Origin of the sequence: Nonomuraea sp. NPDC049625, assembly GCF_040675285.1 — a bacterium.
Classification (GTDB): domain Bacteria; phylum Actinomycetota; class Actinomycetes; order Streptosporangiales; family Streptosporangiaceae; genus Nonomuraea; species Nonomuraea angiospora_A.
Window position 1 is genome coordinate 917,248 of sequence record NZ_JBFAOQ010000003.1, and the last position, 22,981, is coordinate 940,228.

A 22,981-nucleotide genomic window follows, 5' to 3' on the forward strand; every position below is an offset into this window, starting at 1 on the left:
CCCACATCCCACTGGATAGTTGCGCGCTGAAATAAGTAGGAGATAGTCTCGCACTAAATCTTCCAGTGCTGAACTAACTGTGGAACGGAGCACCGGCATGCACCCCAGCGACCTCACCGGCACCTACACCCTCGACCCCGCGCACAGCCGGTTCGGCTTCGTGGCCCGCCACGCGATGGTCACCAAGGTTCGCGGCGACGTCCCCGTCAAGGAGGCCACCGCCTCCCTGGACGCGGGCGACCCGGCCGCCTCCACCGTTCACGTGGTCCTCGACGTGGCCGGCATCCAGACCGGCAACCAGCACCGCGACGACCACCTGCGCACCGGCGACTTCCTGGACGCCGCCGCGCACCCGTACATCACCTTCGACGCCACCGACGTCAAGCACCTCGGCGGCGACAGCTTCGAGGTCACCGGCGAGCTGACCATCCGCGGCGTGACCCGGCAGGTCACCGTCCCCCTCGACTACACCGGCACCGCGATCGACGCCCAGGGCCTGACCCGGGTCGGCTTCGAGGGCAGCACGGTGATCAACCGCAAGGACTTCGGCATCACGTACAACGCGGTTCTGGAGACGGGCGGTGTGATGATCTCTGAGAAGGTCACGCTCGAGTTCGACCTGTCCGCCGTCAAGGCCGCCTGATCACCGCATGTCGCCGCCCCGGCGCCACGCCCGCAGTACCAGCACGAGTCCGGCCGTGTAGGCGAGGGCGTACCAGAGGGGCAGCGGGGCCCCGGTCACCGCGGCGGCGAGGCTGACGGCGCCGACCAGGGCCAGCAGTGTCGCGGCCACGGCCTGCTCCGCGAGGGCCGTGGCCGCCACCGCGAGCCCGCCGAGCACACCCACGGCGGCGAGCAGATCGGCGACCAGCCAGATGTCCAGCAGCCCCGCCTCCGTGACCAGACGCAGCAAAGGCATCGGGAGTGACGGCGTCCAGATCCACGTCGGGCCGCCGCCGGCCAGGTTCGCGACGGTCGGGATCGCGACGAGCACCAGCAGGACGCCTGCCGGAGACCTCAACGAAGGTTGGCCAGCCGGTAGCCGTCGCCGGACCTCCACAGCAGCCAGTCGCCTGCCGCCAGGACGACGTCCGGGCTCTTGTACCGCCGGCCGGTGACCGGATCGAGCACGAACGAGGTGGCCCCGGTGTTGTAGGTGATGATCCGGTTGCCTGCCGTCATCCAGGGAGAGACGCCCTTCTTCGGCCTCGGAACTCCGGGCAGCACCGACACGGCCCCCCAGGTGTCGCGCGGCGTCCATCGCAGCGTGTCGCCGGCCACCCAGGCGAACCACTTCCCGGACGCCGCCGCGTACCACTTCTGGTCCGGATCGCCCATCCCCTGCGCGCGGACGCCGTCGGGCAGCGGATGCTCGGCTGTCACCTTGCCGGTCTCGACGTCGACGATGCGCAGCACCTTGTCGTTCGCCCGCTCGGCGGTGAACAGGTCGGGGTAGGAGAACGCCACCGCCGGCCCGCTCGCCGGGTCCCCGGACTTGACGACCGTACCCACCTGCGCACATCCCTTGGCCATCCAGGGCTGCCGCATGACGTCGTTGCCGACGACCACGCCGCCGTCCACCCAGACCCTCCCCCGGGGGTCCGTGCCCTGCGGGCTGATCGTGCGCGTGGTCCCGCCCGCCGTGCGGCACCGCTGGTCGGCCGCCGAGCCGTTCAACTCCGTCCAGGTACGGAAGGCCGCGGCCGTCCCCAGCCCCGACCGAGCCCGCAAGCCGAGTTCCTCGGGCGTGCCGCCGCCGGCGTCCACCTCCGCCACCTGTCCGTCGGGCGTCGCGCCCAGGACCGTCCCGTCGCTGCCCAGGGCCGCGGGCACGAACGGCTGGCCTTGCGCCGTGCGGCCCTCGACGTCCACGACGCTCGTCACGTTCATGAACTGACGCAGGGCCTGTTCCAGGCGGACCCCGGCGGGGAGGTGGACGTCAGCCTGGTCCGGGGTTGTCGTCACGGTCTCGGTCACGGTCGGCTCGGGCCGCTTGGGCGCCGTCACGGTCTTGGTCACGGTCGGCTCGGGCCGCTTGGACGCCGTCACGGCCGGCTCGGAAGGTGCGGTCGAGGCGAGGGTCGGGCTCAAGTTCGCCGTGGTCGCGGCGTCGCCGTTCCCACCGCGTACGGCCAGGGGCACGCCCACCAGCACCGCCGTCGCCCCCGCCGCTACGGCCAGCGCCAAGGCCCGCCTGTTCCTGCGGCGCGTGGCCACGGCCCGGTGGATCCGATCGGCCAGGCCGGGCGGCGGATCGTCCGGGGAAGGCTCGCTGAGCAGCGCGGCGAGACGGCGTTCCAGGTCATCCATGCTCGATCTCCTCGGTCTTGACGGCCTCGCGCAGCCGGGCGAGCCCCCGCGACGCCTGGCTCTTGACGGTCCCGCGGCTGCAGCCGAGCAGCCGGGCGATCTCCTCGTCGCCGCGTTCCTCGACGTAACGCAGCACCAGTACGGCCCGCATGCGCGGAGGCAGCTCGGCGATCCTGGCGCGGAGGCCGTCGTCCAGCAGGCGTTCCAGCCCCGCGTCCTCCGTCGCGGGCTCGGGCGGATCCGGCACGCTCACCTCACGCTTCGGCCGCCGCCAGCGGTTGGCCATGATGCGGACCATGGCCGTGCGGACGTACCCTTCCGGGTCGTCCTTGCGCCTGATCGCGCTCCACCGCAGGCCGGTACGGGTCAGCGCTTCCTGCACCAGGTCCTCGGCATCATGCCTGTTCTGGGTCAGGACCATGGCGTAGCGATAGAGCGCCGGCAGCCGCTGCTCCGCGAATCTCTCAAACGTCGGGTCGTCCACTCCTACCTCCGGCATCCAAGGACACTTCAGTCGGCCGGATGGTTGAGTGACGACGGAAAAATGCCGCGGACAGCACTCGGGCCGGGAGCCTCACCAGGTGTTGCGGACCTTGGCCACGATGAACGGCGACAGTGGGGGCGTCACTGCCTGGCGGTTTCGGTCGTCTCCTTGATGTGCGCGTTCCGCAGCAGGATCAGCTTGGTCATGTAACGCCGCAGGACGAGAGCGTCGGCGAGAGTGCCCAGTGGCCCGGCGGGCGCGGCGAAGTCGACGATGTCTTTCATGAGGGTCGCCTCGACGCCGCTGTCGCCGTCGCGTGCCGGTTCGAAGGTGTGCGCGTGGCGCCAATACCGGAACGGGCCGCTTACTTGCTCGTCGACGAAGTACGACGGGCGGATGTGGGCGCTGATCGTCGAGGTCAGGTGCCAGGTGAAGCCGAAGTGCCGCGCTCGCCACGTGACCTGGTCGCCCAGGGAGAGCTGTCCGGAAGTGACCCCTGCGACCGCTTGCTCCCGCGAGCCGCGCATGGAGGAGGCGTGCAGCTCGACCGACAAGGACGCATCGAAGACGACCGGCGGCGGTGCGAGGACCAGGGTGGCCACCTCGAAACGGGACATGCGCGGATCTTAGCCATCAGGTGGAAGGCGCAGGGACGTGCCCGGAGAGCTTCCCCTCCGGACGCCTCACGGTGGAGGTTCTTCCTACCCGGGGGAAGGATCCTCCGCTCTGGAGGAGAAATAGCACCCCGTGCCATGCCGATCACTTGAGCCGCGAGGAACCTTCGAGCGCCGGCGAGCGTAGCGAGCGGGGGTTTGCGGGGGATCGAAAGGGGGCGGCAGCCCCCCTTGGGAGGCGCTGGCTGAGCGCGCGCCTCCCAAGGTGAAGGCCGTGTTTCAGGGCCAGTCGAGGGCCGGGCGGAGGGGGATGCTGGAGCGGCCGTTCTTGTCGAGCTTGACGCCCAGCACCTGGTGCAGCTGGACCTTGTTGCGCTCGAAGCCCACGATGCAGCCCGCCATGTACAGGGCCCACACCCGGGCCGTGCCCATGCCGACCTCCTCGACCGCGTCCGACCAGTTGGCGTCGAGGTTGTCGCACCAGTGGCGCAGCGTCTTGGCGTAGTGCTCGCGCAGGTTCTCCTCGTGGCGGATCTCGAAGCCGGTGTCCTCCATCTGCCTGACCAGCCAGCCGACCGACTCCAGCTCGCCGTCGGGGAAGACGTACCGGTTGATGAAGCCGCCCTTGTTGAACGTCTTCTCCTTGCCGGTCGGCCGCGTGATGCAGTGGTTGAGGATCCGGCCGCCCGGCTTGAGCTTGCCGTACAGGAACTCGAAGTACGACGGGACGTTGTCCTTACCGATGTGCTCGGTGAGGCCGATCGAGCTGACCGCGTCGAAGTTCGACTCCTTGACGTCGCGGTAGTCCATGAAGCGGACCTCCGCCAGGTCCTGCAGGCCGGCGTCCGCGATGGCCTTCTGGGCCCATTCGGCCTGCTGGCGGCTCAGCGTCACGCCGAGGGCCTTGACGCCGTAGTGCTTGGCGGCGTGCATGACCATCCCGCCCCAGCCGCAGCCGACGTCCAGCAGGCGCATGCCCGGCTTGAGGTCGAGCTTGCGGGCCACCAGGTCGAACTTGGCGTACTGGGCCTCCTCGAGCGTCGACTCCTCCGAGGGGAAGACGGCGCACGTGTACGCCATGGACGGCCCCAGGACCCACTCGTAGAAGCGGTTGGAGACGTCGTAGTGGTGGTGGATGGCCTCGGCGTCACGCTGCTTGGCGTGACGGGAGCCCAGCCTGGCCAGGGCGCTCTGCCGCATCTCCTGTGGTGGTGGTGGCACCCGCATGAGGAGTGGTTTGACGCCCAGGGCACGGACGGCGGCGATCTTCTCTTGGGTGGTCAGGTCGTTGGTGGTGATGTTCCACATGCGGTCGAGCAGTGCGTACATGTCGCCGTGTACGTCGATGTGGCCGGAGATGTACGCCCTTGCCAGGCCCAGCTCGCCGGGCGCCTGCGCCAGATAGGCGACCGCGATCGGCGACTTGACCTCGATGCTCAGGTCGGACCCGTCCGGACCTGCCTTGCTGCCGTCGTACGCCTGGAACGCGACGTTCGCTTCCGAGCCGACGATTTTCTCAAAGATGGTTGCCAGCGCCACAGCTCACCTTCCCGCTACACATTTTTCGTAGAGGTCAAGCAGGCGACCGTTCGGATCGTATTCCCGCTTGACAGGCCAGTAGGCGTCGCCGTTGTACAGCTGCCAGAACTGCTCGCGAGCGTAGAACGAGGTCGAGTAGAGCGACTTGTGACCGTCGAGCTCGTGCACTTCGCGCTCGATCAGCCGGTTGTAGTAGCCGTCGAACTGCCCCCGCGGCAACGGCACCATGCCCCAGAATCCGAAGTTGACGTAGAGCCTGCCCGGCTCCAGAGGGTAGAGCGGCCAGCGCGAGTTCGAGCGCAGCGGGCACATCCACACCGGTGTCATGCCCACCTTGTCGTGGAAGAACTCCAGGAACTCCGCCCCCCGCTCGACCGGAGCCTCGACGTCCTGGATCACGGACTCCTGCACGGGCTGGTCGCGCCACCTGTCGACGCGGGCGGTGACGCCGTACTTCCTGTCCAGCGCCACGAGGCGGCGGTAGACGTCGGAACGCATCCAGCGGCGCGGCATGAGGGAGCGCACGACGGGCTGCTGCACGCCGAACGCCCGCGAGCACCAGAACCAGTCGGTGTCCCAGCGCCACAGGTAGTCGCGCACGGTCAGCCAGTCGCGGTTGCGCTGCCTGATCGACTGGTAGTAGATGCGCATGCCCGTGTAGTCCGAGGCATAAGGGGCACGCTCGGCGAACCGGCCGACCGTGATGTACATCTCCCCCGGGTTGAAGTAGACGCCGTCGACGAAGTCGACGCTCTCCCCGTCGTGCACCATGCTGTCGCAGATCTCCTGCAGGGCCAGCATGCACTTGGCCGCGTCCGTGAACTTGACGTGCGTGAGATGCACGTACGGCTGGACCTTGCGGAGCTTGATCCGGATGCGCAGCGCGTAGCCCAGCGTGCCGTAGGAGTTGGGGAACGCGCGGAAGAGCTCCCGGTGCTCGTTGTCGTCGCGGGCCACGACGACGCGCCCGTCACCGGTGAGGATCTCGAGCTCCTCCACCGACTCGTGCGGCAGGCCGTCCCGGAAGCTCGTGGACTCGATGCCGAGCCCGGTCACGGCGCCGCCCAGCGTGATCGTCTTGAGCTGCGGCACCACGTACGGCATGAGCCCGTACGGCAAGGTGGCGTCCACCAGGTGCTCGTACGTCGTCATGCCCTGGACCTCGGCCGTCATGGTCTCGGGGTCGACGCTGATGACCTCGTCGAGATCCCTCGCCGAGAGCTTGGCCGTCCTGCCGCCGTCGCGGAACCTGAAGAGGTTGGACGTGGACTTGGCCAGGCGCGGGGCGGCACCGCCCGGGATCTCGGCGTACGACTGCCGGATCTGCTCTACTGCCCGTTGGTGTGTCGACATCTTCGTCGGCACGGCAAGCACCCCCTTGAGCTGGTAGAGATCGTCCGTAAGACGGTATCTCCCGTGAGCGACCTCGAATAGACCGGGGTCGTTAAAGACACGAAAACTGTTCATAGTGACAGGTGAAATGCCTACTTGGTAGGCGATTGCGTAAACTTTCTGAAGATCACGGAGCTTACGCCGTTAAGCACGTCATGCACCTCGCGGCCCCCGACGGCGGCGGTGAGGTTGTCCAGAGTCGCCGTGAGCAGACGGCCCGTGGCCTCGGGCGTGACGCCGGCGACATGCGGCGACAGCAGGACGTTCGGGAGGTCCCTCAGCGGGTCGTCAAGCGGCAGCGGCTCCACGTCGAACACGTCGAGCGCCGCGCCGCCCAGACGCCCCTCGCGCAGGGCCGTGACGAGCGCCTGCTGGTCCACGACGCCACCCCGCGCGGCGTTGACGAGCAGGGCGCCCTGCTTCATGCGGCCGGGGTCGACGAGGCCGCGGGTCTCGTCGGACAGCGCGATCACCACGACGAGCACGTCGCTGGAGGAGATCAGCTCCGGCAGGTCAGCGAAGCCGGGGTCCGCGCGGGGCGTGCGGGTCCAGTAGGAGACGTGGCAGCCGAGGGCGCGGAACATCTCCGCGCAGGTGGCGCCGATCGGGCCGTACCCGACGATGCCGACGCGGCGCCCGCGCAGCTCGTACGGCTGCAGGCCCTGCTGCGGCCATTCACCCGCGCGTACGGCGGCGTCCGCGGCGGCCAGCCTGCGCGACAGCGAGAACGTGGCCGCCAGGCACCACTCCGAGACCGCCACCGCGCTGACGCCCGGCGTGTTGGCCAGCGGCACCCCGGCCGCCGCCAGGGCGTCGAGGTCGTGGCCATCCACGCCCACGGACGGCTGCTGCACGAACGCCAGCAGGGGCGCGGCCTTGACCGCCTCGGCGTCCATCGCGAGCGTGCCCGTCCAGTCGCCGAGCACGATCTCCGCCTCCGGCAGCGCGGCCAGGAGCGCGTCCCTGTCGCGGGCGGCCGGCACGCGTACGGTCACCTGGTCGCCCAGCGGGGCGAGCAGGTGGCGGATGAGCTCTTCGGGGAGCGGGGGCAGAGCGAGCAGGTTCCAGGGGCTCATGCCCCCACAGTAAAGCTGCTGATCACCTGCCGCATCAGTCCTCTGTTACGCATCCACTGGGCCTCGTCGACCGTCCAGGACAGGATGTACGCCGTGTCGCCGATCGCGACGGCCCGGCGTATCTCGTGGTAGCGGGTGCCCGGCGTGGCCCACGGGGCGTCACCCCCGGTGCCCGCGGTCCAGGAGAACTCCCACTCCACGGCCTTCGTGCCCTGGTGCACGACCACCCTGCGGCCGCGGTTGACGACGTTCTGGGCGTTCTGGGCGACGGTCTCCTGCGCGTCGCGCATGATCTGGTGCGGGTCGACGACGGAGTAGACGGCCTCCACCCCGAGATGCGCGTTCCGGTCCCGGCGCGTCCACTCCGTGTAGGCCTCCTTGAGGGCTCCGCGCCAGCCGGTGGGCCGCATGATGGACCAGCCGTCACGCGACCTCCACATGCGCGTGATCGGGACGGCCCTGGTCACGCTGGGCGTCGGGGTGGGTGTCGTGCTCGGCTCCGGCGTGTCCGTGGCCGCCGGAGTGAGCGGCTGGGTCGCGGCGGCGGGCTGAGCGGTCTGCCGCGGGGCGCCCTCCGCCGGGGACGCGAGCTTGAAGTACGCCACCGAGCCGCCCGCGATCACCAGGACCACCGCCGCGGCCGCCGCGAGCAGGGCACGGCCCCGGCCGCCGCCCGGTTTCCGCTCCGGCACGTCCCGGTCGGCGCTCGCGGGCCTGGCCGTGAGGATGTCCTGGAGCAGCCGGTCGGCCTCCGCGGCGTCGACCCGCTGCTCCGGCTCCTTCTTCAGCAGCCCGCGCAGGACCGGATGCATGATCGGCGGGATCCTGCGGTAGTCGGGCTCCTCGCTGAGCAGCGCGTTGAGCGTCGACATGGGGTCGCCCCGCTCGAACGGCGAGCGGCCCACCATGCACGCGTACAGCGTGGCGCCGAGCGACCACAGGTCGGAGGGCGGTCCCGCGTGCTCGGCGCGGACCCGCTCGGGAGCGAGGAAGCTCGGCGAGCCGGTGACCATGCCGGTCTTGGTGAGCGACGGGTCGCCCTCGGCGGTGGCGATGCCGAAGTCCATGAGCACGGCCCGGCCGTCCTCGGCCAGCAGGATGTTGCTCGGCTTGACGTCGCGGTGCAGGATGCCCACCTCGTGGGCGGTCCGCAGCGCCGACAGCACCTGCCGGCCCAGCTCGGCCGCCTCCCGCACGGGGAGCGCGCCGGAGGTGAGCACGACCTCCTCGACCGTGGGGTGGCGCAGCAGCTCCATCACGATCCACGGACGGCCGCCCTCCTCGACGACGTCGTAGATCGCGACGACGGACGGATGGCTCAGCTTGGCCGCGGTACGGGCCTCACGGGCGGTCCGCAAAAGCTGGCGCTCCTGCTCGCCCGGCGACAGCCCGTCGGGCAGCAGCACCTCCTTTATGGCGACCTGCCGGTTGAGCAGGGTGTCCTGCCCTTCCCAGACCACGCCCATGCCCCCGCGGCCCAGTTCGCGTACTAACTGGTAGCGGGCCGCGATGAGCCGGTTGCTATCCGAAACCATGTCCTACCCCTGTTGACCACCCGAACACAGTGGGCAAGTTTCCCATACCTCCCACCTCTTCGCCGGAAGGTCGCGAAGGCCGCTTGCGATAGATCACCGAATGTTGTTCTACTGGGGAGATGCCTGAAGTTCACAACGGCCCGCTCGCCGGGGTACGCGTACTCGAGCTCGCAGGGCTCGCACCTGGGCCGTTCGCCGGGATGATGCTGGCCGACCACGGCGCCGAGGTGCTGCGCGTGGACCGGGTCAAGGCGGTCTCCGACCGGCCGCGCGGCGATGTCATGGATCGCGGGAAGCGCACGATCGGGCTGGACCTGAAGTCCCCCGAGGGCGTGGCCGCATTCAAGGAGCTGGCGCGGCACGCCGACGTCGTGATCGAGGTGTTCCGCCCGGGGGTGGCCGAGCGGCTCGGCATCGGCCCCGACGACCTCCACGCGGTGAACGAGCGGCTGATCTACGGCCGGATGACCGGCTGGGGTCAGGACGGGCCGCTCGCGTCCACGGCCGGCCACGACATCGACTACGTCGCGATCTCCGGTGTCCTGTCGATGCTGGGGCGCGAGGGCGGCCGGCCGACCCCGCCGATCAACATCCTCGGCGACTTCGCCGGCGGCGGGCTGATGCTGGCGTACGGGGTGCTACTGGCCCTGTTCGAGCGGGAGCGCACGGGCAAGGGGCGGGTGATCGACGCGGCCATGGTGGACGGGGCGTCGATCCTGTTCTCGATGTTCTATCAGGCGGCGCAGAGCGGCTACTGGGGGCCGCGCGGCACGAACCTGCTCGACACCGGCGCCCCGCAGTACGACACGTACGAGACGGCCGACGGCGAGTTCGTGGCCGTGGGCTCGCTGGAGCCGCAGTTCTGGGACGCGATGGTGAACCTGATGGGGCTGGCCGACCTGCCCGACAGGAACGACAGGACGCAGTGGCCCGCGCTGAAGGCCCGCCTGGCCGAGGAGTTCAGGAAGCGCACGCGGGCCGAGTGGGAGGCGCTCTTCGAGGGCTCGGACGCGTGCGTCTCGCCCGTCCTGTCCATGGCCGAGGCCCCCCACCACCCGCACAACACCGCCCGTGGCTCCTTCGTCGAGGTCGGCGGCGTCACCCAGCCGATGCCCGCGCCCCGCCTGCTCGGCGCGCCCCGGCCGGACCTCTCCCCCGCGACCCGCCTCAGCGACCTTTCCGAGTGGGGGCTGTCTCAGGAGGAGGCGGACAAACTCCGCGACCAGGGAGTGCTCGCGTAGTCCTTCAGCACGATCGAGTCGTGCAGCCGCACGCGCTTGCTGCTGATCTTGGCGGCCGCCGTGGTGAGCGCGACCGGCAGGTGGTTGATCAGCCGCACCGTCGCGGCCAGCGCCCAGAGGTCGAACTGGCTGCCGGGGACGATCTTCTTGGCCGCGTTGATGGCGAACGTACGGCTGCGGCGCACGTAATCGCCTATCTCGGCCTCATAGGCGGGGAAGGCCCGCGTGTGGTCGCCGCCGTAGGTCGCTAGCTCGCCCGCCAGGATGTACGCCCCGACGACCGCCAGGCTCGTGCTCCCGCCGACGGCCGGACCGGGGCAGTACCCGGCGTCACCCACGAGCGTCACCCGGCCGCGTGACCAGGTGTCCATGCGGAGCTGCGTGATCGAGTCGAAGTAGAAGGCCGGCGTGCGGTCCAGCTCCTCCAGCAGCCGCGGCACCTCCCAGCCCATCCCCTCGAAGTGCTCGCGCAGCAGCTCCTTCTGCCGGGGGACGTCGCGGTGGTGGTAGTCGAGCTGCCGCGGCGTCCTGAACAGGAACAACGCCCGCGCGTCGCCCATGTCCACGGTGCCGATCCCGGCCATCCGGCCCGCCCCAGCGATGACCTCCGTCCGGCCGTCGAGCCCGAGGTGGTTGGGCACCGAGACGACGGCCAGATAGGCGCCGATCCACGTGGCGTAGTCCGACTCGGGGCCGAAGACCAGGCGGCGGACGTTCGAGTGCAGGCCGTCGGCGCCGATGACCAGGTCGAACGTGTCCGTCCTGCCGCTGTCGAAGGTGACCTCGCCGTCGTCGGAGATCGAGGCGATCGAGTCGCCGAAGACGTAGCCGACGTCGTCCTTGGTGGCGTCGTAGATGATCTCGCTCAGGTCGTCGCGCATGATCTCGACGTGCCGGTCGGAGACGGCGCTCATCACGCGGCGCAGCTCCAGCTCGATGGGCCGCGACTCGCCCTCCCGGTGCATCGTGAGCCGCTCGATGCCGGTCTTCTTCGCCATGACCTGCTCCAGCAGGCCCATCTTCTCGACGATGTCCATCGCCGGCCTGAACAGGTCGACGGCGTGGCCCCCGGTCTTCCTGAGCGCCGGGGCCCGTTCCACGACGGTGACGGTGAAGCCGTACCTGGTGAGCCAGTACGCGAGAGCCGGGCCCGCGACGCTCGCTCCCGAGATGAGGATCCGCATGACCGCCTCCTTACTTAACGATAGGTAAGTGCCAGGCTAGCAGCTTACTTAACGATAGGTAAGGGGTATTCTTCAGCCATGCCCAGTGACACGAGGACGCGCATCCAGGAGGTGGCCCGCGAGCTGTTCGTCTCCCAGGGCGTTCAGAACACGAGCCTGCGCCAGATCTCAGACCGCCTGGGCATCACCAAGCCCGCGCTCTACTACCACTTCGCCTCGCGCGACGACCTCGTCCGCAGCATCGTGCAGCCGATGGTGGAGGACATCGAGCGGTTCGTCGCGACGCGTCAGCCCGGCGACGCCCGGCAGCTGCTCGACGACTACTTCGAGCTGATCTGGCGGCACCGCGAGGTGACCATGATGATGGTGCGGGAGCTGTCCGTGCTGGGCTTCCTCGACCTGGGCACCCGCATGTTCGACTGGCGGCGGCGGATCATCACGCTGCTGCTGGGCCCGGAGCTCACACAGGCGCAGCACATCCGGGCGACGGTGGCGCTGGGCGGCATGTCCGACTGCTCGGTGGAATACGCGAACCTGCCGGTCGAAGAGGTCAAGCCGGCGGCCGTCGAGGCGGCGGCCGCCGCGCTCGGTCTCTAGATGGCCAGGTAGAGGTCCACGCCGTCCGGGTGGTGGACCTCGAGGTCAGTGGTGAACGCGCGGGACGGCGTACCCCCTGACTCGGTGTGCTTCCACACCTGCTGCCACATGTCGGCGAGGGCCTGCGGCATCGGGCCGCGGACCTCCACCCGCAGCGACGGGACCGCCGGCACGCGCACGGCCACCATGCCCTCCGGCAGCCGCGGCACGGTGCGCACGCCGGTGCCGACGATCTGCGTGTAGGCGCCGTGATGGTCGCTCTCGTAGTCGGTCAGCACCGCGTACAGGTTCTCGTCCACGCGCCCCGGCACGTGCGCGAAGGCCCCCGGAGCGCCGGCCCGCTGCCAAAGTACGGGCAGCTTCGCCCGCGACGGATCCATCTCGTCTGCATTCGTGGTGCGTACGGCGAAGCCGACCACGATCAATTCGCCCCGTTCGGTGACGTCCACAGAGCCCTCCCTCCCCCAAAAGTGTCCCGGCCGATCATAAGCCCCATCCAACGGGGGAAACCCCTCAATGGGCGGTCACCGCATAAGATGAATGAACGTGAAGTTTCTCAACGACCTCGAGCCTCATTACGACCTGACCTATAGCGACGTGTTCATGGTGCCGTCGCGATCCGCGGTCGGTTCGCGGCTCGCAGTCGATCTGTCGACGAACGACGGCACGGGCACCACCATTCCCGTCGTCGTGGCGAACATGACCGCGGTCGCCGGCCGGCGCATGGCCGAGACCGTGGCACGGCGGGGCGGCATCGCCGTGATCCCGCAGGACATTCCGCAGGACGTCGTGACCGACGTCGTCGACTGGGTCAAGAAACGCGACCTCGTCCACGACACGCCGCTCACGCTCACCCCCCACGACACCGTCGGCGAGGCGCTGCAGCTGCTGCCCAAGCGGGCGCACGACGCGATCATCGTGGTCGACTGGGACAACCGGCCGGTCGGGGTCGTGACCGACGCCGACTGCCAGGGCGTCGACATGTACACCCAGCTCTCGCAGGTCATGTCGAGCGAGCTGCTGACGCTGCCCGCCGGGCTGGACCCGCGCACGGCCTTCGAACGGCTGCACGGCGGCCGCCACCGGCTGGCCCCCGTCGTCGATCCCGGCGGGCGGCTGGTCGGCATCCTCACCCGCCTCGGCGCGCTGCGCGCCACCCTCTACCAGCCCGCGATCGACGCGCAGGAACGGCTGCGCATCGCGGCCGCGGTCGGCGTGAACGGCGACGTGGCCGCCAAGGCCAAGGAGCTGCTCGACGCCGGGATCGACTGCCTGGTCGTGGACACCGCGCACGGCCACCAGGAGAAGATGATCTCGGCCCTGCGCGCCGTCAAGGCCCTCGACCCCGGCGTGCCCGTCGTGGCGGGCAACGTGGTGACGGCCGAGGGCGTGCGCGACCTGGTGAATGCCGGGGCCGACATCCTCAAGGTCGGGGTCGGGCCCGGCGCCATGTGCACCACGCGGATGATGACCGGGGTGGGCCGGCCGCAGTTCTCCGCCGTGCTGGAGTGCTCGGCGGAGGCCCGGCGGCTGGGCCGGCACGTGTGGGCGGACGGCGGGGTACGCCATCCACGCGACGTGGCGCTGGCGCTGGCCGCGGGGGCGTCGAACGTGATGATCGGCTCATGGTTCGCGGGGACGTACGAGTCGCCCGGCGACACCCACACCGATGCGAACGGGCGCAAGTACAAGGAGAACTTCGGCATGGCCTCCGCGCGGGCCGTGCGCCTGCGGACGGCCGACGACTCGGCGTTCGAGCGGGCCAGGAAGGCGCTGTTCGAGGAGGGCATCTCGACCTCCCGCATGTATCTGGACCCGAAGCGGCCGAGCGTGGAGGACCAGATCGACGGCATCGTGGCGGGGCTGCGGTCGGCGTGCACGTACGCGGGGGCGTCGAACCTGGAGGAGTTCCACGCGCAGGCCGTGGTCGGGATCCAGAGCTCGTCCGGGTACGCCGAGGGGATGCCGCTGCACCAGAGCTGGTGACTTGTGCGTTCTTGACTTCGGCCGATTCGGCTTCCGCTGTTTCGGCTTCCGCTGGTTCAGCTTCGGCCGGTTCAGCTTCGGCGCCAGCCGCCGGCGGCGTGGATGCCGCCGTCGACGTGCAACGTCGCCCCCGTGACGAACCTGGCCAGGTCGCTGGCCAGGAACACGGCCGCGCCGGCGGCCTCCTCCGGGCCGCCCAGCCGGCCGAGCGGCGGGACGCGTACCGGCTCGTAGGGCAGGGGTCGGGCCAGCATGCGCTCGCGCACGCCCGACTCGCCCTCGGTCCGCAGCGCGTCGGGCGCGATCGCGTTCACCCGGATGCCCCTGGGAGCCAGCTCCAGGGCGAGCGTCTTCGTCAGGCTCTCCAGACCGGCCTTCATCGCCGCGTACACCGCGAACCCCGGGGCCGCCTGGTGGGCCTCGCTCGAGGTCACGTTGATGATCGACGCGCCCGGCGACATCATCGGCAGCAGCCGCCTGATCATGCCGGTGACCTGCGTGAAGTTCTCCTCGACGAGGATCTGCTCGCCACGGGGCGAGGTGTCGGCGAACGCCGCGTGGAAGGTGCCGCCCGCGTTGTTGACCAGGATGTCCACCCGGCCCCACCGCTCACGGATTGCCTGGGCGAAGATCTCCACCGCCACGTGGTCGCGTACGTCGAGCTTCATCGCCAGCTCGGCCCGCGGCTTGTCGCGGTCGCACACCGCGACATGAGCGCCGAATGCGGCGAACGTCTCCGCGATCGCCAGCCCGATGCCCCTGGCCGCCCCGGTGACCACGGCGACGCGCCCGGTGAGCAGGATCCCATCCGGAGAAAGGGCGGTCATGAACGATGACGATATCCCGACCGCATAGAGTCGTCGGGTCTCATTGTCAGCAATCATCAACAGGAGCACTTCGTGGCACTCGAAAAGCCCGAGATCGACTTTCCCGAGGGCAACCCGCCCGCCGACCTGGAGATCGTCGACCTGACCGTGGGCGACGGCCCGGAGGCCAAGCCCGGCCACACCGTACGCGTCCACTACGTGGGCGTGGCCTTCTCGACCGGTGAGGAGTTCGACGCGTCGTGGAACCGCGGCGACGCGTTCGAGTTCCCGCTCGGCGCGGGCCGCGTCATCGCGGGCTGGGACCAGGGGGTCGCGGGCATGAAGGTCGGCGGGCGGCGCAAGCTCGTCATCCCGCCGCATCTCGGTTACGGCAGCCGGGGGGCCGGCGCGCGCATCAAGCCGAACGAGACGCTCATCTTCGTCGTCGACCTGCTCGGCGTCAGCTAGCACCTCCCGGGGCGGACCACCCAACCCCAAACGGCCCGCCCCACCCCTCCCCAGCCCGACACCCCACCCGTTTCCAGCCCGACACCCCATCCCTTCCAGACCCGACGCTCCTCCCCACGCTGCCCGCCCGAATCCGACGCTCCCACACCACCCGCCCCACCCTCTCGGGCCCGACGCCTCCACACCCACCCACCCCACCCCCTCCGGACCCGACGCTCCTCCTCACACTGGCCGCCCGCCCGGATCCGACGTCCCCACACCACCCACCCCGCCGCTTCCGGACCCGCGCCCCATGCGCTCGCGCCTCCGAACCGACGCCCCCACACGTGCTGCGCCGCCTGTCCAAACCGACGCCCCCACGCACCCTGCGCCGCCCTTCCGAACCGACGTCCCCACACGTCCTGCGCCGCCGTTCCGAACCGACGTCCCCCCGCACGTCCTGCGCCGCCGTTCCGGATCGACGACCCCGCTCCCTCCCGCCCCCTCCTTCCCGACCGACGTCCCCGACGCGCCTTGCCCCGCCTTGCCCCGATACGCCAGCCCACCCCGCTACGGCGATCGCCAATTCAACGCGACAGCCGCCCTGGCGCATGTACCGCCGTGGCACCGCATCACCCTCGCCCTCCCGCAACGAGAGGCCCCACCCGCGCACCCGAGTGCCCCCGCCCGAGAAGCCCCAAATAAGGGCCCTATACGCGGCATCCATATACGAAACCCACGCGGTGATCCCAAAAGGGAGCAACCGCACGAGGGGCCGTGCCGGGAACAAGGCAGACACTTGGCCGATATCGGGTGGGGAAATGTCGGCACCATAAGGCAACATAGGCGTGTGCTTCTGATCGACGTGGTCCGGGTTTCCGAGGCGGTGGCGCGCACGTCCGCTCGGCTCGGCAAGGTGGGCCATCTGGCGGAGCTGCTGGGCCGGGTCGGCCCGGAGGAGGCGGAGATCGCGATCTCGTACCTCTCGGGCGAGCTGCCTCAGCGGCAGGTGGGCGTGGGCTGGCGCACGTTGGAGGACATCCCCCAGCCCAAGCTGGCCGCCACCGCCACCCTGACCGCGGTCGACGAGCTGCTGAGCAGGATCAAGGCGGTTTCCGGGCCCGGCTCGCAGGCCGCGCGCAAGGCGCTGGTGGCCGAGCTGTTCGCGGGGCTGACGAGCCAGGAGCAGCAGTTCATGCGCCGGCTGCTGTTCGGTGAGCTGCGGCAGGGCGCGCTCGACGGCGTCATGATCGAGGCGGTGGCCAAGGCGTCCGGCGCGCCGTCGGCGGACGTGCGCCGCGCGCTCACGCTGCGCGGCTGGCTTCCCGCCGTCGGCGCGGCCGCGCTGAGCGGCGGGGTAGAGGCGCTGCGTGCGTTCCGGCTGCAGGTGGGGCAGGCGGTCTCGCCCATGCTGGCGGGCAGCGCGCCCAACGTCGCCGCCGCGCTGGAGAAGGCCGGCGCCCCCGCGGCGCTGGAGTGGAAGCTCGACGGCATGCGGGTGCAGGCCCACCGTTCGGGCTCTGAGGTCAAGGTTTTCACGCGTACGCTCGACGACATCACGCCGCAGGTTCCCGAGCTGGTCGAGGCCGTGCTCGACATGCCGTACGACGATCTCGTGCTGGACGGCGAGGTGCTCGCGCTGCGTCCTGACGGGCGGCCGCACCCGTTCCAGGTGACGGCGAGCCGCGCGACCAGCAAGACCAACGTCGCCCAGCTGCGCGAGCAGACGCCGCTGAGCGTGTTCTTCTTCGACGCCCTGCGGGTGGACGGCGCCGACCTGCTCGACCTGCCCTATTCACAGCGCCAGGAGGCGCTCGCCCGCGCGGTCCCTCAGGGCCTGCTGACGCCGCGGCTGGTGACGGGGGACGTTGCCGAGGCGGAGAAGTTCTTCACCGATGTGGTCAAGGCGGGCCACGAGGGCCTGGTGGTCAAGTCCCTGGCCTCCCCTTACGCAGCCGGCCGCCGGGGCGCCGGATGGATCAAGGTCAAGCCGCGTCACACGCTCGACCTGGTGGTCCTGGCCGCCGAATGGGGTCATGGGCGGCGTGAGGGCAAGCTCTCCAACCTCCACCTCGGAGCGCGTGACCCTTCGGGCGGGTTCGTGATGCTCGGCAAGACGTTCAAGGGCCTGACGGACGAACTGCTGGCCTGGCAGACCGAGCGCTTCCTCGAGCTGGCCGAGGGGCCCACCGACAACTGGACGGTCACGCTGCGGCCGGAGCTGGTGGTGGAGATCGCCTTCGACGGGGTCCAGCGCTCCCCCCGCTATCCCGGCGGCATGGCCCTCCGTTTCGCCCGGGTCCTGCGCTACCGCCCGGACAAGCGCGTCGAGGACGCCGACACGGTCGACACCGTGCGCTCTCTGATGCTGTAGCCGGCCCTGCCTGAAATCAGCAAGCAGCAAACCGTCAAGAACAAAAACACCCACGATTAACGGCTTGATCACCAGGCGCTCGGCATATCAACCCACCCAGCTCGGCCTCTCACCACACCCAGCTCGGCCTCTCACCACACCCAGCTCCGCCTATCACCCACCTGAGCTGCACCAATTGCCGATCAATCCTGCTTTCTCGCGTTTTCCGGAGTCCCAAAGATCCACGGCGCATGCTGGGCGTTCTTAGCAATCTTGTGACTTAAGTGAGATATGTCACTGACTGTCGCATTAAGTTGCCTTTACTCGGGCTTTGTCGCATATGTTCGTCCTCACTGCGCGGGATCCCCCTCCCCGCCTACGGATCGGCCGCCGTACGCCCTCCACCCCCTCCGGCCCGGCCTTTCCCTGCCCTATCCCCTAGCTAGGACTGTGGTTTACCTTGGGCCAGCATTCCCTCAAGCCGACCCCTCAGTACCGCAAGCTCATCGCAGGCAAGCGCCGCTGGATCACCCTCGCGGCCGGCGCCGCCGTCGTGGCCGCCGCCTCCACCGCTGCCTGGGCCGCCATGGACACCACCGGCTCTCCCAACCACCCCTCGGCAGCCCCCACCCCACTCCAGGCCAAGCCGCTTAACGAAGCCGCTCGCCAGGCGACCCCCCAGTCGCCCTCGCCGCTCCCCAAGCCCGCGGCGGCCCGCCCGAGGCCCACCAAGTCCCCGGCGACCGCCCAGCCGAACACCACCGCCTCCCCGGCAACGGCCTCCTCCAGCCCGGCCGCCAAACCCACGGCGACCAAGCGCTCAACCCCCGGGACCACGTCGCCCACGCCCACGAAGGCCGCCAAGTCCCCGCCCCACAAGCCGAAGACCCGCGTACTCTCATCCGGAACCTGCGGCGCCTCCTACTACGGCGACCCCCAGATGACAGCCAGCGGCGAGCGCTTCGACCCCTCGGCCATGACCGCCGCCCACAAGACCCTCCCCCTGGGCAGCAAGGTCCGCGTCACCAACCCCAGCACGGGCGAATCGGTCACGGTCCGCATCAACGACCGCGGCCCGTACGTGGGCGGCCGCTGCCTCGACCTCTCCGAAGCCGCCTTCTCCGCCATCGGCAACACCAGCGCCGGCGTCATGCGCGTCAAGTACGAGGTCCTGTCCCGCTAACCCCGTCTCCCCAAGGCCCTGCCCCGCGTACGCCTCCGAGGTCCCGACCCGCGTACGCCACCCACCCCAAGGCCTTGCCCCACTTACGCCGCCCGAGGCCCCGACCCGCGTACGCCCCCGGTGTCCCGACCGGCGTACGCCACCCCACCCCAAGGGCTTGCCCCGCCTACGCCACCCGCTCCAAGGCCCTGCCCGCTAACGCCGCCCCGTCCCGAGGTCCTGCCCCACTACCGCCAGCACGCACAAAGCTCCTGCCCCGCTACCGCAGCCCCCTCACCGCATCTGAACCACGCGGCCATTCAGTGTGACGCCAGCACGGGGCGCCCGGCTCAATGGTGACGTCAGTCCACCGCACCTCTACGCCTGGCCGGAGCCCCGCAGCCCTTCCACTGCACCCAATGCACTCACCCGGCGGCACCAGACGGGGCGCGGTCGTCACACCGAACCACCACCCACCCCGCACCAAGCCCCCCAGCCCAGACCCCCACCCTTAACCAGCCGGCGCGACCGTTCGACCGAACCAGTGCCCGCCCACATCAACTCCCGCCCTGACGCCCACCCCAAAGCCAGCCGACACGACCGTTCTACTGAACCAGCACGCGCCCGCATCAACCCCCCAACCCCGACACCCACCCCAAAGCTGGCCGGCGTGCGTTCGTCACACCGAACCAGCGCACTTCTCGCGCTGAACCCCGACCCAGCCGCCACTCCGAAAGGGCCTAACTGAATGCGGCCCCTTGCCGGGCTGGACCAGGCCGGGCTCGTATAGATCTCGGCGGGTGCTGGCGAGTGGAGTCACTTCACCAGGCGCAGCGTCATCGGGTAGCGGAAGTTGCCCTCCGTCAGGGACGTAATGCCACCGACGATGGAGAGGACGACGGCGGCGACCCAGATGAACGGGAGCAGCACGACGCCGATGACCGTGAACGGCAGGAGAACCGTGGCTCCCACCACCGTGAGCTGGAAGTTGAGTGCCTCGAGCGCCTGCCTGCGGATGTAGGGCGAGGTCTTCGCGCCAGTGAGCAGCAGGATCAGCGGGCCGGCGATCGGGATGCCGACAACCATCAGCAGGTGGCCGACGGCGGCGGCGAGACGTTCGTTGCTCTCCGGCGCCCGCTCAGGGCGGACCGGGGGCGGGAGCGGGGCGAGCCGGGGTACGGCTTGAGCGCCGTACAGCTCGGTCATGATGGGCATCAGGTCACCGTGCGTGCGCGCCGTCATCGCGCGCTCCAGCCGGTCGTCGAACTCGAGCTTGTCGAAGCGGCCCTCCGCGTAGGCGGCCTTGACGTGCTCGACCACGTGCTCTCTGTCCTGGTGGGTGACGCGCAGATGAGCTGGCTGCACCTGTCCCGGCCCAGGGGTTTGCGGTACCCCAGCCATAATCGCCATGCCTCTCCTTTGAGAATCGGGCAGTCACCTCTCATACTGCGTCCCTCGGACCCTCGGTGCTATCGGGAGAATCCCGGATGTGACCCCTAGATCATCCCCGACGCACGGAGGCTCCAGACGGTATAAAAAGGATGCATGAGATGGCGAGACCGCTACGGCATTCGTCGACTGCGCGGCCCCAAGGTCGCGAAGTTCGACCGCGAGGCGACTGACGCCGACATCGAAGCGCTTATCGCTTTTGCCCGCTCGCGCCGCGGCGTCGAGTTTTACGTCGAGCCAGAGACTTTCGCCACCGACACGACCGCCGTGGCGGTCGCCGACGACGGCGAATGGACCAGGCGCAGGGTTGGTTCCCCTGCCGTGATCCACAAGGTTGCCCGCGATCTTGCCCTCCCGGTTTATGACGTACAACTCACCGGCTATCCGCCGCGCATGCGCGCTTACAACGAACGCCGCCGCCGCGAAGAAGGCACCGGCAGCTGACCCCCCGACAACCGTCCGCCAGCGGGTCACCCGTTGGCGGACCACTGACTGGCGATTGGCGATTGGCGCAGTGGCGGCTCACACTGGCGGCCGCCAACTCACAACCGGCGGCCAGCGACCGGCAGCCACCCGACCTGCGGCCAGGCTTGCGGTTCACAACCAACAGCCGCCGTCCCACGGCCAGCGCGACCGGCGACCAACAATCGGCGATCGGCGACCAACCCCGCTTGCGACTGCGACCGTCAAGCGCGAACAGCAGCCCGCGGCTGGCGGCCAACCGCTCACGATTGGCAAACGGCGACCGACAACCCTCCGAACTGCGACCCGACCAGCAACCGCCACCTCGCGGCCAGCGACCGGCAGCCAACCGTTCACGGCCGATAACCGGCAGTCGGCAGCCCTCAATCAGCAACCCCGCAATCGGCAACCCGCGACCGACCGCCCCAGCTCACGCCAGCCGCCCGCGGCCAATCGCTCACGACCGCGACCAACCGCCCGCAATCGGCAGTCCGCGATTGACAGCCAGCGGTCGGTGGCCCGCGACCTGCAACCGGCAGTCGGTGGTTTACAACTGGCGACTGGCGGTTGGTGACGATCCGCTTCCGCGCGGCGGGCAGTGGGCGACGATCCGCTTCCACGCGGCGGGCAGTGGGCGACGATCCGCTTTCTTGTGGCTGGTGGATGGCGACGATGGGTGCCTCCCTGTGGATCGGGTCGTCCCCCCATTGCGTTGTTGCTCGGTGGTCTCGATTGGTGCTCTGGGCAGGGTGCCTGTGGGTGGTGGGTGGGCGTTATTCGGGTGGGGAGTGCGGGTCGTCTTCGTCCAGGAGGTTCACCAGGGGGAGGAGCCAGGAGGCGTGGGGTGGGCCCATGGCGGCGTCGAGTTCGGCTGGGGTGGGGAGGCGGTCTCGGAGGATCGTGGGAGACAGGAGGTTTTGAAGGGCGTGCATGAGGAGGTTGGCCATCGAGTAGCTGGGGTCGATGGTCAGGGCGCGTTCCAGGGCGATGGTGGCCTGGACGTTGTTTCCCGCGCGCCAGGAAGCCATCGCCAGGAGGGATGCGGCCGGTGGGATGAAGCGGGGCTCCAGCCTGCGGGTCAGGTCCTTCCAGAGGAGCACGTGGGAATCTTGCATGAGGGTCCAGGCCTCGTCGCGGGCTCGGGTTATCGATAGGGCCAGGCCCAGTTTCGCCGCCTCCGCGTCGTCCAGGCGGCCGCCTTCCTCGTGGGTCTGGAGGGCTGATCGGACTCTGTTCAGGCTTTCGGCGATGAACTGTGTCGCGAAGGTGTCGAGGTTTGTGGTGGCTGTCAGGTCGACTCGGAATTCTGCGATCGCGTCGGCTGTGGCTCGGCGCATGGCCATGCGTACGGGGCCTGCGATGGGGGCGATGGTACGTTCCAGGGATTCGCGATCGGGGAGGGCTACCAGGCCTCGGATGGTCGCCTCGGCGGAGATCTGGCTGGTGGTCAGGTCGTACGGAGTGCCTTCGGCCGGGCAGCACGTCGCGAGATCGCAGATGTAAGACCAGTAACGGCCCTCGTGTGCTCGTAGTGCTTCGCCTACATGGAGTTCGGTCTTGGCGGCAAGGAGTCTGGCCTCGTCGGCTGCCGGGGTCACCAGCTCCCCCGGGCCGTAGCCGACGACGACGATCTCTGTCACGCCCTCCCGGTCGAAGACCGGCTCCAAGGAGGCGAGAGTGCCGGGCGGAAACGGGAGGCTCCATCTGGCCACCAGCTTGGCCTGGCGACGGTCGAGGCCGATCACGATGAGGCTGGTCTTCGGGTGGAAACCGACGAGGTATGGCACGGCGGCCAGGATGTCGGTGGGGCTGGTGAGGGTGAGGCAGGGCTCCAGCGACGTGAAGCTGGATGAGGGGGAGGAGGAGGGAAGGGAGGGCGGGGATGGTGACGTAGGGGAGGTTGAGGGTGACGGCGAGGGAGCGACGGTGGTGGGGTCGGAGTCCTCGGAGGTGGAAGTGGGAGTGGGGTTGGGGGTTGGGGTGGTCGCGGGGGTGGAGTGGTTGGTCGTCATGGGCCCTTAGGGTGCCTGGGCGAGGGCTGTGGGATCGGGCCCGAATGCGATTCTGGGGATGGTGGGGACGTCCAGGAGTGGCGTTGTGGATAACTGCCCGCCGGTTTTCGGCTGGGGCTCTTTGGGTGATGGTGGTTCTTGCTGCCCAAGCCAGGGCTGGTGCTGGTGGCGGGCGGCGGCGACGGCTGGCGCCCGATGGGTGATGACGGGTGACGGCCCGCGAGGCCCCCAGGCGAAGTGACCGGACCCGGAGTGAGTGACCGGACCCGGAGTGAGTGACCGGACCCGGAGTGAGTGACCGGACCCGGAGTGAGTGACCGGACCCGGAGTGT

General features: G+C 69.6%; 22 protein-coding genes. 9 read left to right on the plus strand and 13 right to left on the minus strand.

The window, feature by feature from the left end; translation table 11 throughout:
• Positions 1-97 precede the first annotated feature (97 nt).
• Positions 98-643: a YceI family protein gene (locus AB0J87_RS17690; protein ID WP_363966334.1), complete on the plus strand. Its 546-nt coding sequence runs from the start codon at positions 98-100 to the stop codon at positions 641-643.
• Here the strand turns inward: AB0J87_RS17690 and AB0J87_RS17695 are convergent, their stop codons facing one another.
• The 8 genes from AB0J87_RS17695 to AB0J87_RS17730 all read right to left on the minus strand — a co-directional run bounded on the left by AB0J87_RS17695 (position 644) and on the right by AB0J87_RS17730 (position 8,950).
• Positions 644-1,021, minus strand: coding sequence for a hypothetical protein (locus AB0J87_RS17695; RefSeq protein ID WP_363966336.1), 378 nt, complete (start codon positions 1,019-1,021; stop codon positions 644-646). It abuts the gene before it with no gap.
• Positions 1,018-2,310: a hypothetical protein gene (locus tag AB0J87_RS17700; protein ID WP_363966338.1), complete on the minus strand. Its 1,293-nt coding sequence runs from the start codon at positions 2,308-2,310 to the stop codon at positions 1,018-1,020. The genes AB0J87_RS17695 and AB0J87_RS17700 overlap by 4 nt, the downstream gene beginning before the upstream one ends.
• A complete protein-coding gene (locus AB0J87_RS17705; RefSeq protein WP_350739297.1) occupies positions 2,303-2,809 on the minus strand; it encodes a SigE family RNA polymerase sigma factor in 507 nt (168 codons plus the stop codon). The genes AB0J87_RS17700 and AB0J87_RS17705 overlap by 8 nt, the downstream gene beginning before the upstream one ends.
• A 125-nt stretch (positions 2,810-2,934) precedes the next feature.
• A complete protein-coding gene (locus AB0J87_RS17710) occupies positions 2,935-3,411 on the minus strand; it encodes an SRPBCC family protein (RefSeq protein ID WP_363966340.1) in 477 nt (158 codons plus the stop codon).
• 276 nt (positions 3,412-3,687) lie between these two features.
• Positions 3,688-4,947: a cyclopropane-fatty-acyl-phospholipid synthase family protein gene (locus AB0J87_RS17715; protein WP_350739302.1), complete on the minus strand. Its 1,260-nt coding sequence runs from the start codon at positions 4,945-4,947 to the stop codon at positions 3,688-3,690.
• Positions 4,948-4,950: 3 nt separating this feature from the next.
• Positions 4,951-6,300 carry an FAD-binding oxidoreductase gene (locus AB0J87_RS17720; RefSeq protein WP_363966626.1) on the minus strand — a complete coding sequence of 450 codons (1,350 nt, stop codon included), beginning with the start codon at positions 6,298-6,300 and terminating at the stop codon, positions 4,951-4,953.
• Positions 6,301-6,431: 131 nt separating this feature from the next.
• Positions 6,432-7,415 (minus strand): NAD(P)-dependent oxidoreductase, encoded by a 984-nt coding sequence (locus tag AB0J87_RS17725; protein WP_363966343.1) that lies wholly within the window; start codon positions 7,413-7,415, stop codon positions 6,432-6,434.
• Positions 7,412-8,950 (minus strand): serine/threonine-protein kinase, encoded by a 1,539-nt coding sequence (locus AB0J87_RS17730; RefSeq protein ID WP_363966345.1) that lies wholly within the window; start codon positions 8,948-8,950, stop codon positions 7,412-7,414. Before AB0J87_RS17730 ends, AB0J87_RS17725 begins: the two co-directional genes overlap by 4 nt.
• 119 nt (positions 8,951-9,069) lie before the next feature.
• Between AB0J87_RS17730 and AB0J87_RS17735 the strand changes: the two genes are divergently transcribed.
• Complete coding sequence (locus AB0J87_RS17735; protein ID WP_363966347.1) at positions 9,070-10,191, plus strand: CaiB/BaiF CoA-transferase family protein; 1,122 nt, start codon at positions 9,070-9,072, stop codon at positions 10,189-10,191.
• Here the strand turns inward: AB0J87_RS17735 and AB0J87_RS17740 are convergent.
• Positions 10,146-11,375 carry an FAD-dependent monooxygenase gene (locus AB0J87_RS17740; protein WP_363966349.1) on the minus strand — a complete coding sequence of 410 codons (1,230 nt, stop codon included), beginning with the start codon at positions 11,373-11,375 and terminating at the stop codon, positions 10,146-10,148. The genes AB0J87_RS17735 and AB0J87_RS17740 overlap by 46 nt on opposite strands.
• A gap of 78 nt (positions 11,376-11,453) precedes the next feature.
• On the opposite strand from AB0J87_RS17740, the gene AB0J87_RS17745 reads away from it, so the two are divergent.
• A complete protein-coding gene (locus tag AB0J87_RS17745; RefSeq protein WP_363966351.1) occupies positions 11,454-11,972 on the plus strand; it encodes a TetR/AcrR family transcriptional regulator in 519 nt (172 codons plus the stop codon).
• Here AB0J87_RS17745 and AB0J87_RS17750 read toward each other — a convergent pair.
• Complete coding sequence (locus tag AB0J87_RS17750) at positions 11,969-12,421, minus strand: effector binding domain-containing protein (RefSeq protein WP_363966353.1); 453 nt, start codon at positions 12,419-12,421, stop codon at positions 11,969-11,971. The genes AB0J87_RS17745 and AB0J87_RS17750 overlap by 4 nt on opposite strands.
• Positions 12,422-12,518: 97 nt before the next feature.
• Here AB0J87_RS17750 and AB0J87_RS17755 point away from each other — a divergent pair, with 97 nt between their 5' ends.
• Positions 12,519-13,958: a GuaB1 family IMP dehydrogenase-related protein gene (locus AB0J87_RS17755; protein ID WP_350739319.1), complete on the plus strand. Its 1,440-nt coding sequence runs from the start codon at positions 12,519-12,521 to the stop codon at positions 13,956-13,958.
• A 71-nt stretch (positions 13,959-14,029) separates the two neighbouring features.
• Here AB0J87_RS17755 and AB0J87_RS17760 read toward each other — a convergent pair whose 3' ends face one another.
• A complete protein-coding gene (locus AB0J87_RS17760) occupies positions 14,030-14,785 on the minus strand; it encodes an SDR family oxidoreductase (RefSeq protein ID WP_350739322.1) in 756 nt (251 codons plus the stop codon).
• Positions 14,786-14,857: 72 nt separating this feature from the next.
• Between AB0J87_RS17760 and AB0J87_RS17765 the strand changes: the two genes are divergently transcribed.
• From AB0J87_RS17765 to AB0J87_RS17775, 3 genes are all read left to right on the plus strand, one after another.
• Complete coding sequence (locus tag AB0J87_RS17765; protein ID WP_363966356.1) at positions 14,858-15,232, plus strand: FKBP-type peptidyl-prolyl cis-trans isomerase; 375 nt, start codon at positions 14,858-14,860, stop codon at positions 15,230-15,232.
• 829 nt (positions 15,233-16,061) lie between these two features.
• Positions 16,062-17,585, plus strand: a complete 1,524-nt coding sequence (locus tag AB0J87_RS17770) for an ATP-dependent DNA ligase (RefSeq protein ID WP_363966358.1) — start codon at positions 16,062-16,064, stop codon at positions 17,583-17,585.
• 439 nt (positions 17,586-18,024) lie between these two features.
• Positions 18,025-18,747, plus strand: coding sequence for a septal ring lytic transglycosylase RlpA family protein (locus AB0J87_RS17775; protein ID WP_363966360.1), 723 nt, complete (start codon positions 18,025-18,027; stop codon positions 18,745-18,747).
• Positions 18,748-19,542: 795 nt separating this feature from the next.
• On the opposite strand, the gene AB0J87_RS17780 is transcribed toward AB0J87_RS17775, so the two are convergent.
• Entirely contained in the window at positions 19,543-20,091 is a 549-nt protein-coding gene (locus AB0J87_RS17780; protein WP_363966362.1) for a DUF1707 and DUF4870 domain-containing protein, read from the minus strand.
• 180 nt (positions 20,092-20,271) lie between these two features.
• Between AB0J87_RS17780 and AB0J87_RS17785 the strand changes: the two genes are divergently transcribed.
• Positions 20,272-20,619, plus strand: coding sequence for a hypothetical protein (locus AB0J87_RS17785; protein ID WP_350741812.1), 348 nt, complete (start codon positions 20,272-20,274; stop codon positions 20,617-20,619).
• Positions 20,620-21,410: 791 nt separating this feature from the next.
• Here the strand turns inward: AB0J87_RS17785 and AB0J87_RS17790 are convergent.
• On the minus strand, positions 21,411-22,424 hold the full coding sequence (locus AB0J87_RS17790; RefSeq protein ID WP_363966364.1) for a DUF4192 domain-containing protein: 1,014 nt from the start codon (positions 22,422-22,424) through the stop codon (positions 21,411-21,413).
• A 10-nt stretch (positions 22,425-22,434) separates the two neighbouring features.
• On the opposite strand from AB0J87_RS17790, the gene AB0J87_RS17795 reads away from it, so the two are divergent.
• A complete protein-coding gene (locus AB0J87_RS17795) occupies positions 22,435-22,659 on the plus strand; it encodes a hypothetical protein (protein WP_363966366.1) in 225 nt (74 codons plus the stop codon).
• Positions 22,660-22,981 lie beyond the last annotated feature (322 nt).

Coding starts and splice junctions, on each gene's coding strand:
- AB0J87_RS17730 (WP_363966345.1), bottom strand. CDS start 8,950: ATGGTTTCGGATAGCAACCGGCTCATCGCGGCCCGCTACCAGTTAGTA.
- AB0J87_RS17785 (WP_350741812.1), top strand. CDS start 20,272: ATGAGATGGCGAGACCGCTACGGCATTCGTCGACTGCGCGGCCCCAAG.
- AB0J87_RS17760 (WP_350739322.1), bottom strand. CDS start 14,785: ATGACCGCCCTTTCTCCGGATGGGATCCTGCTCACCGGGCGCGTCGCC.
- AB0J87_RS17725 (WP_363966343.1), bottom strand. CDS start 7,415: ATGAGCCCCTGGAACCTGCTCGCTCTGCCCCCGCTCCCCGAAGAGCTC.
- AB0J87_RS17690 (WP_363966334.1), top strand. CDS start 98: ATGCACCCCAGCGACCTCACCGGCACCTACACCCTCGACCCCGCGCAC.
- AB0J87_RS17745 (WP_363966351.1), top strand. CDS start 11,454: ATGCCCAGTGACACGAGGACGCGCATCCAGGAGGTGGCCCGCGAGCTG.
- AB0J87_RS17700 (WP_363966338.1), bottom strand. CDS start 2,310: ATGGATGACCTGGAACGCCGTCTCGCCGCGCTGCTCAGCGAGCCTTCC.
- AB0J87_RS17795 (WP_363966366.1), top strand. CDS start 22,435: ATGTCGGTGGGGCTGGTGAGGGTGAGGCAGGGCTCCAGCGACGTGAAG.
- AB0J87_RS17735 (WP_363966347.1), top strand. CDS start 9,070: ATGCCTGAAGTTCACAACGGCCCGCTCGCCGGGGTACGCGTACTCGAG.
- AB0J87_RS17710 (WP_363966340.1), bottom strand. CDS start 3,411: ATGTCCCGTTTCGAGGTGGCCACCCTGGTCCTCGCACCGCCGCCGGTC.
- AB0J87_RS17720 (WP_363966626.1), bottom strand. CDS start 6,300: ATGTCGACACACCAACGGGCAGTAGAGCAGATCCGGCAGTCGTACGCC.
- AB0J87_RS17740 (WP_363966349.1), bottom strand. CDS start 11,375: ATGCGGATCCTCATCTCGGGAGCGAGCGTCGCGGGCCCGGCTCTCGCG.
- AB0J87_RS17705 (WP_350739297.1), bottom strand. CDS start 2,809: ATGCCGGAGGTAGGAGTGGACGACCCGACGTTTGAGAGATTCGCGGAG.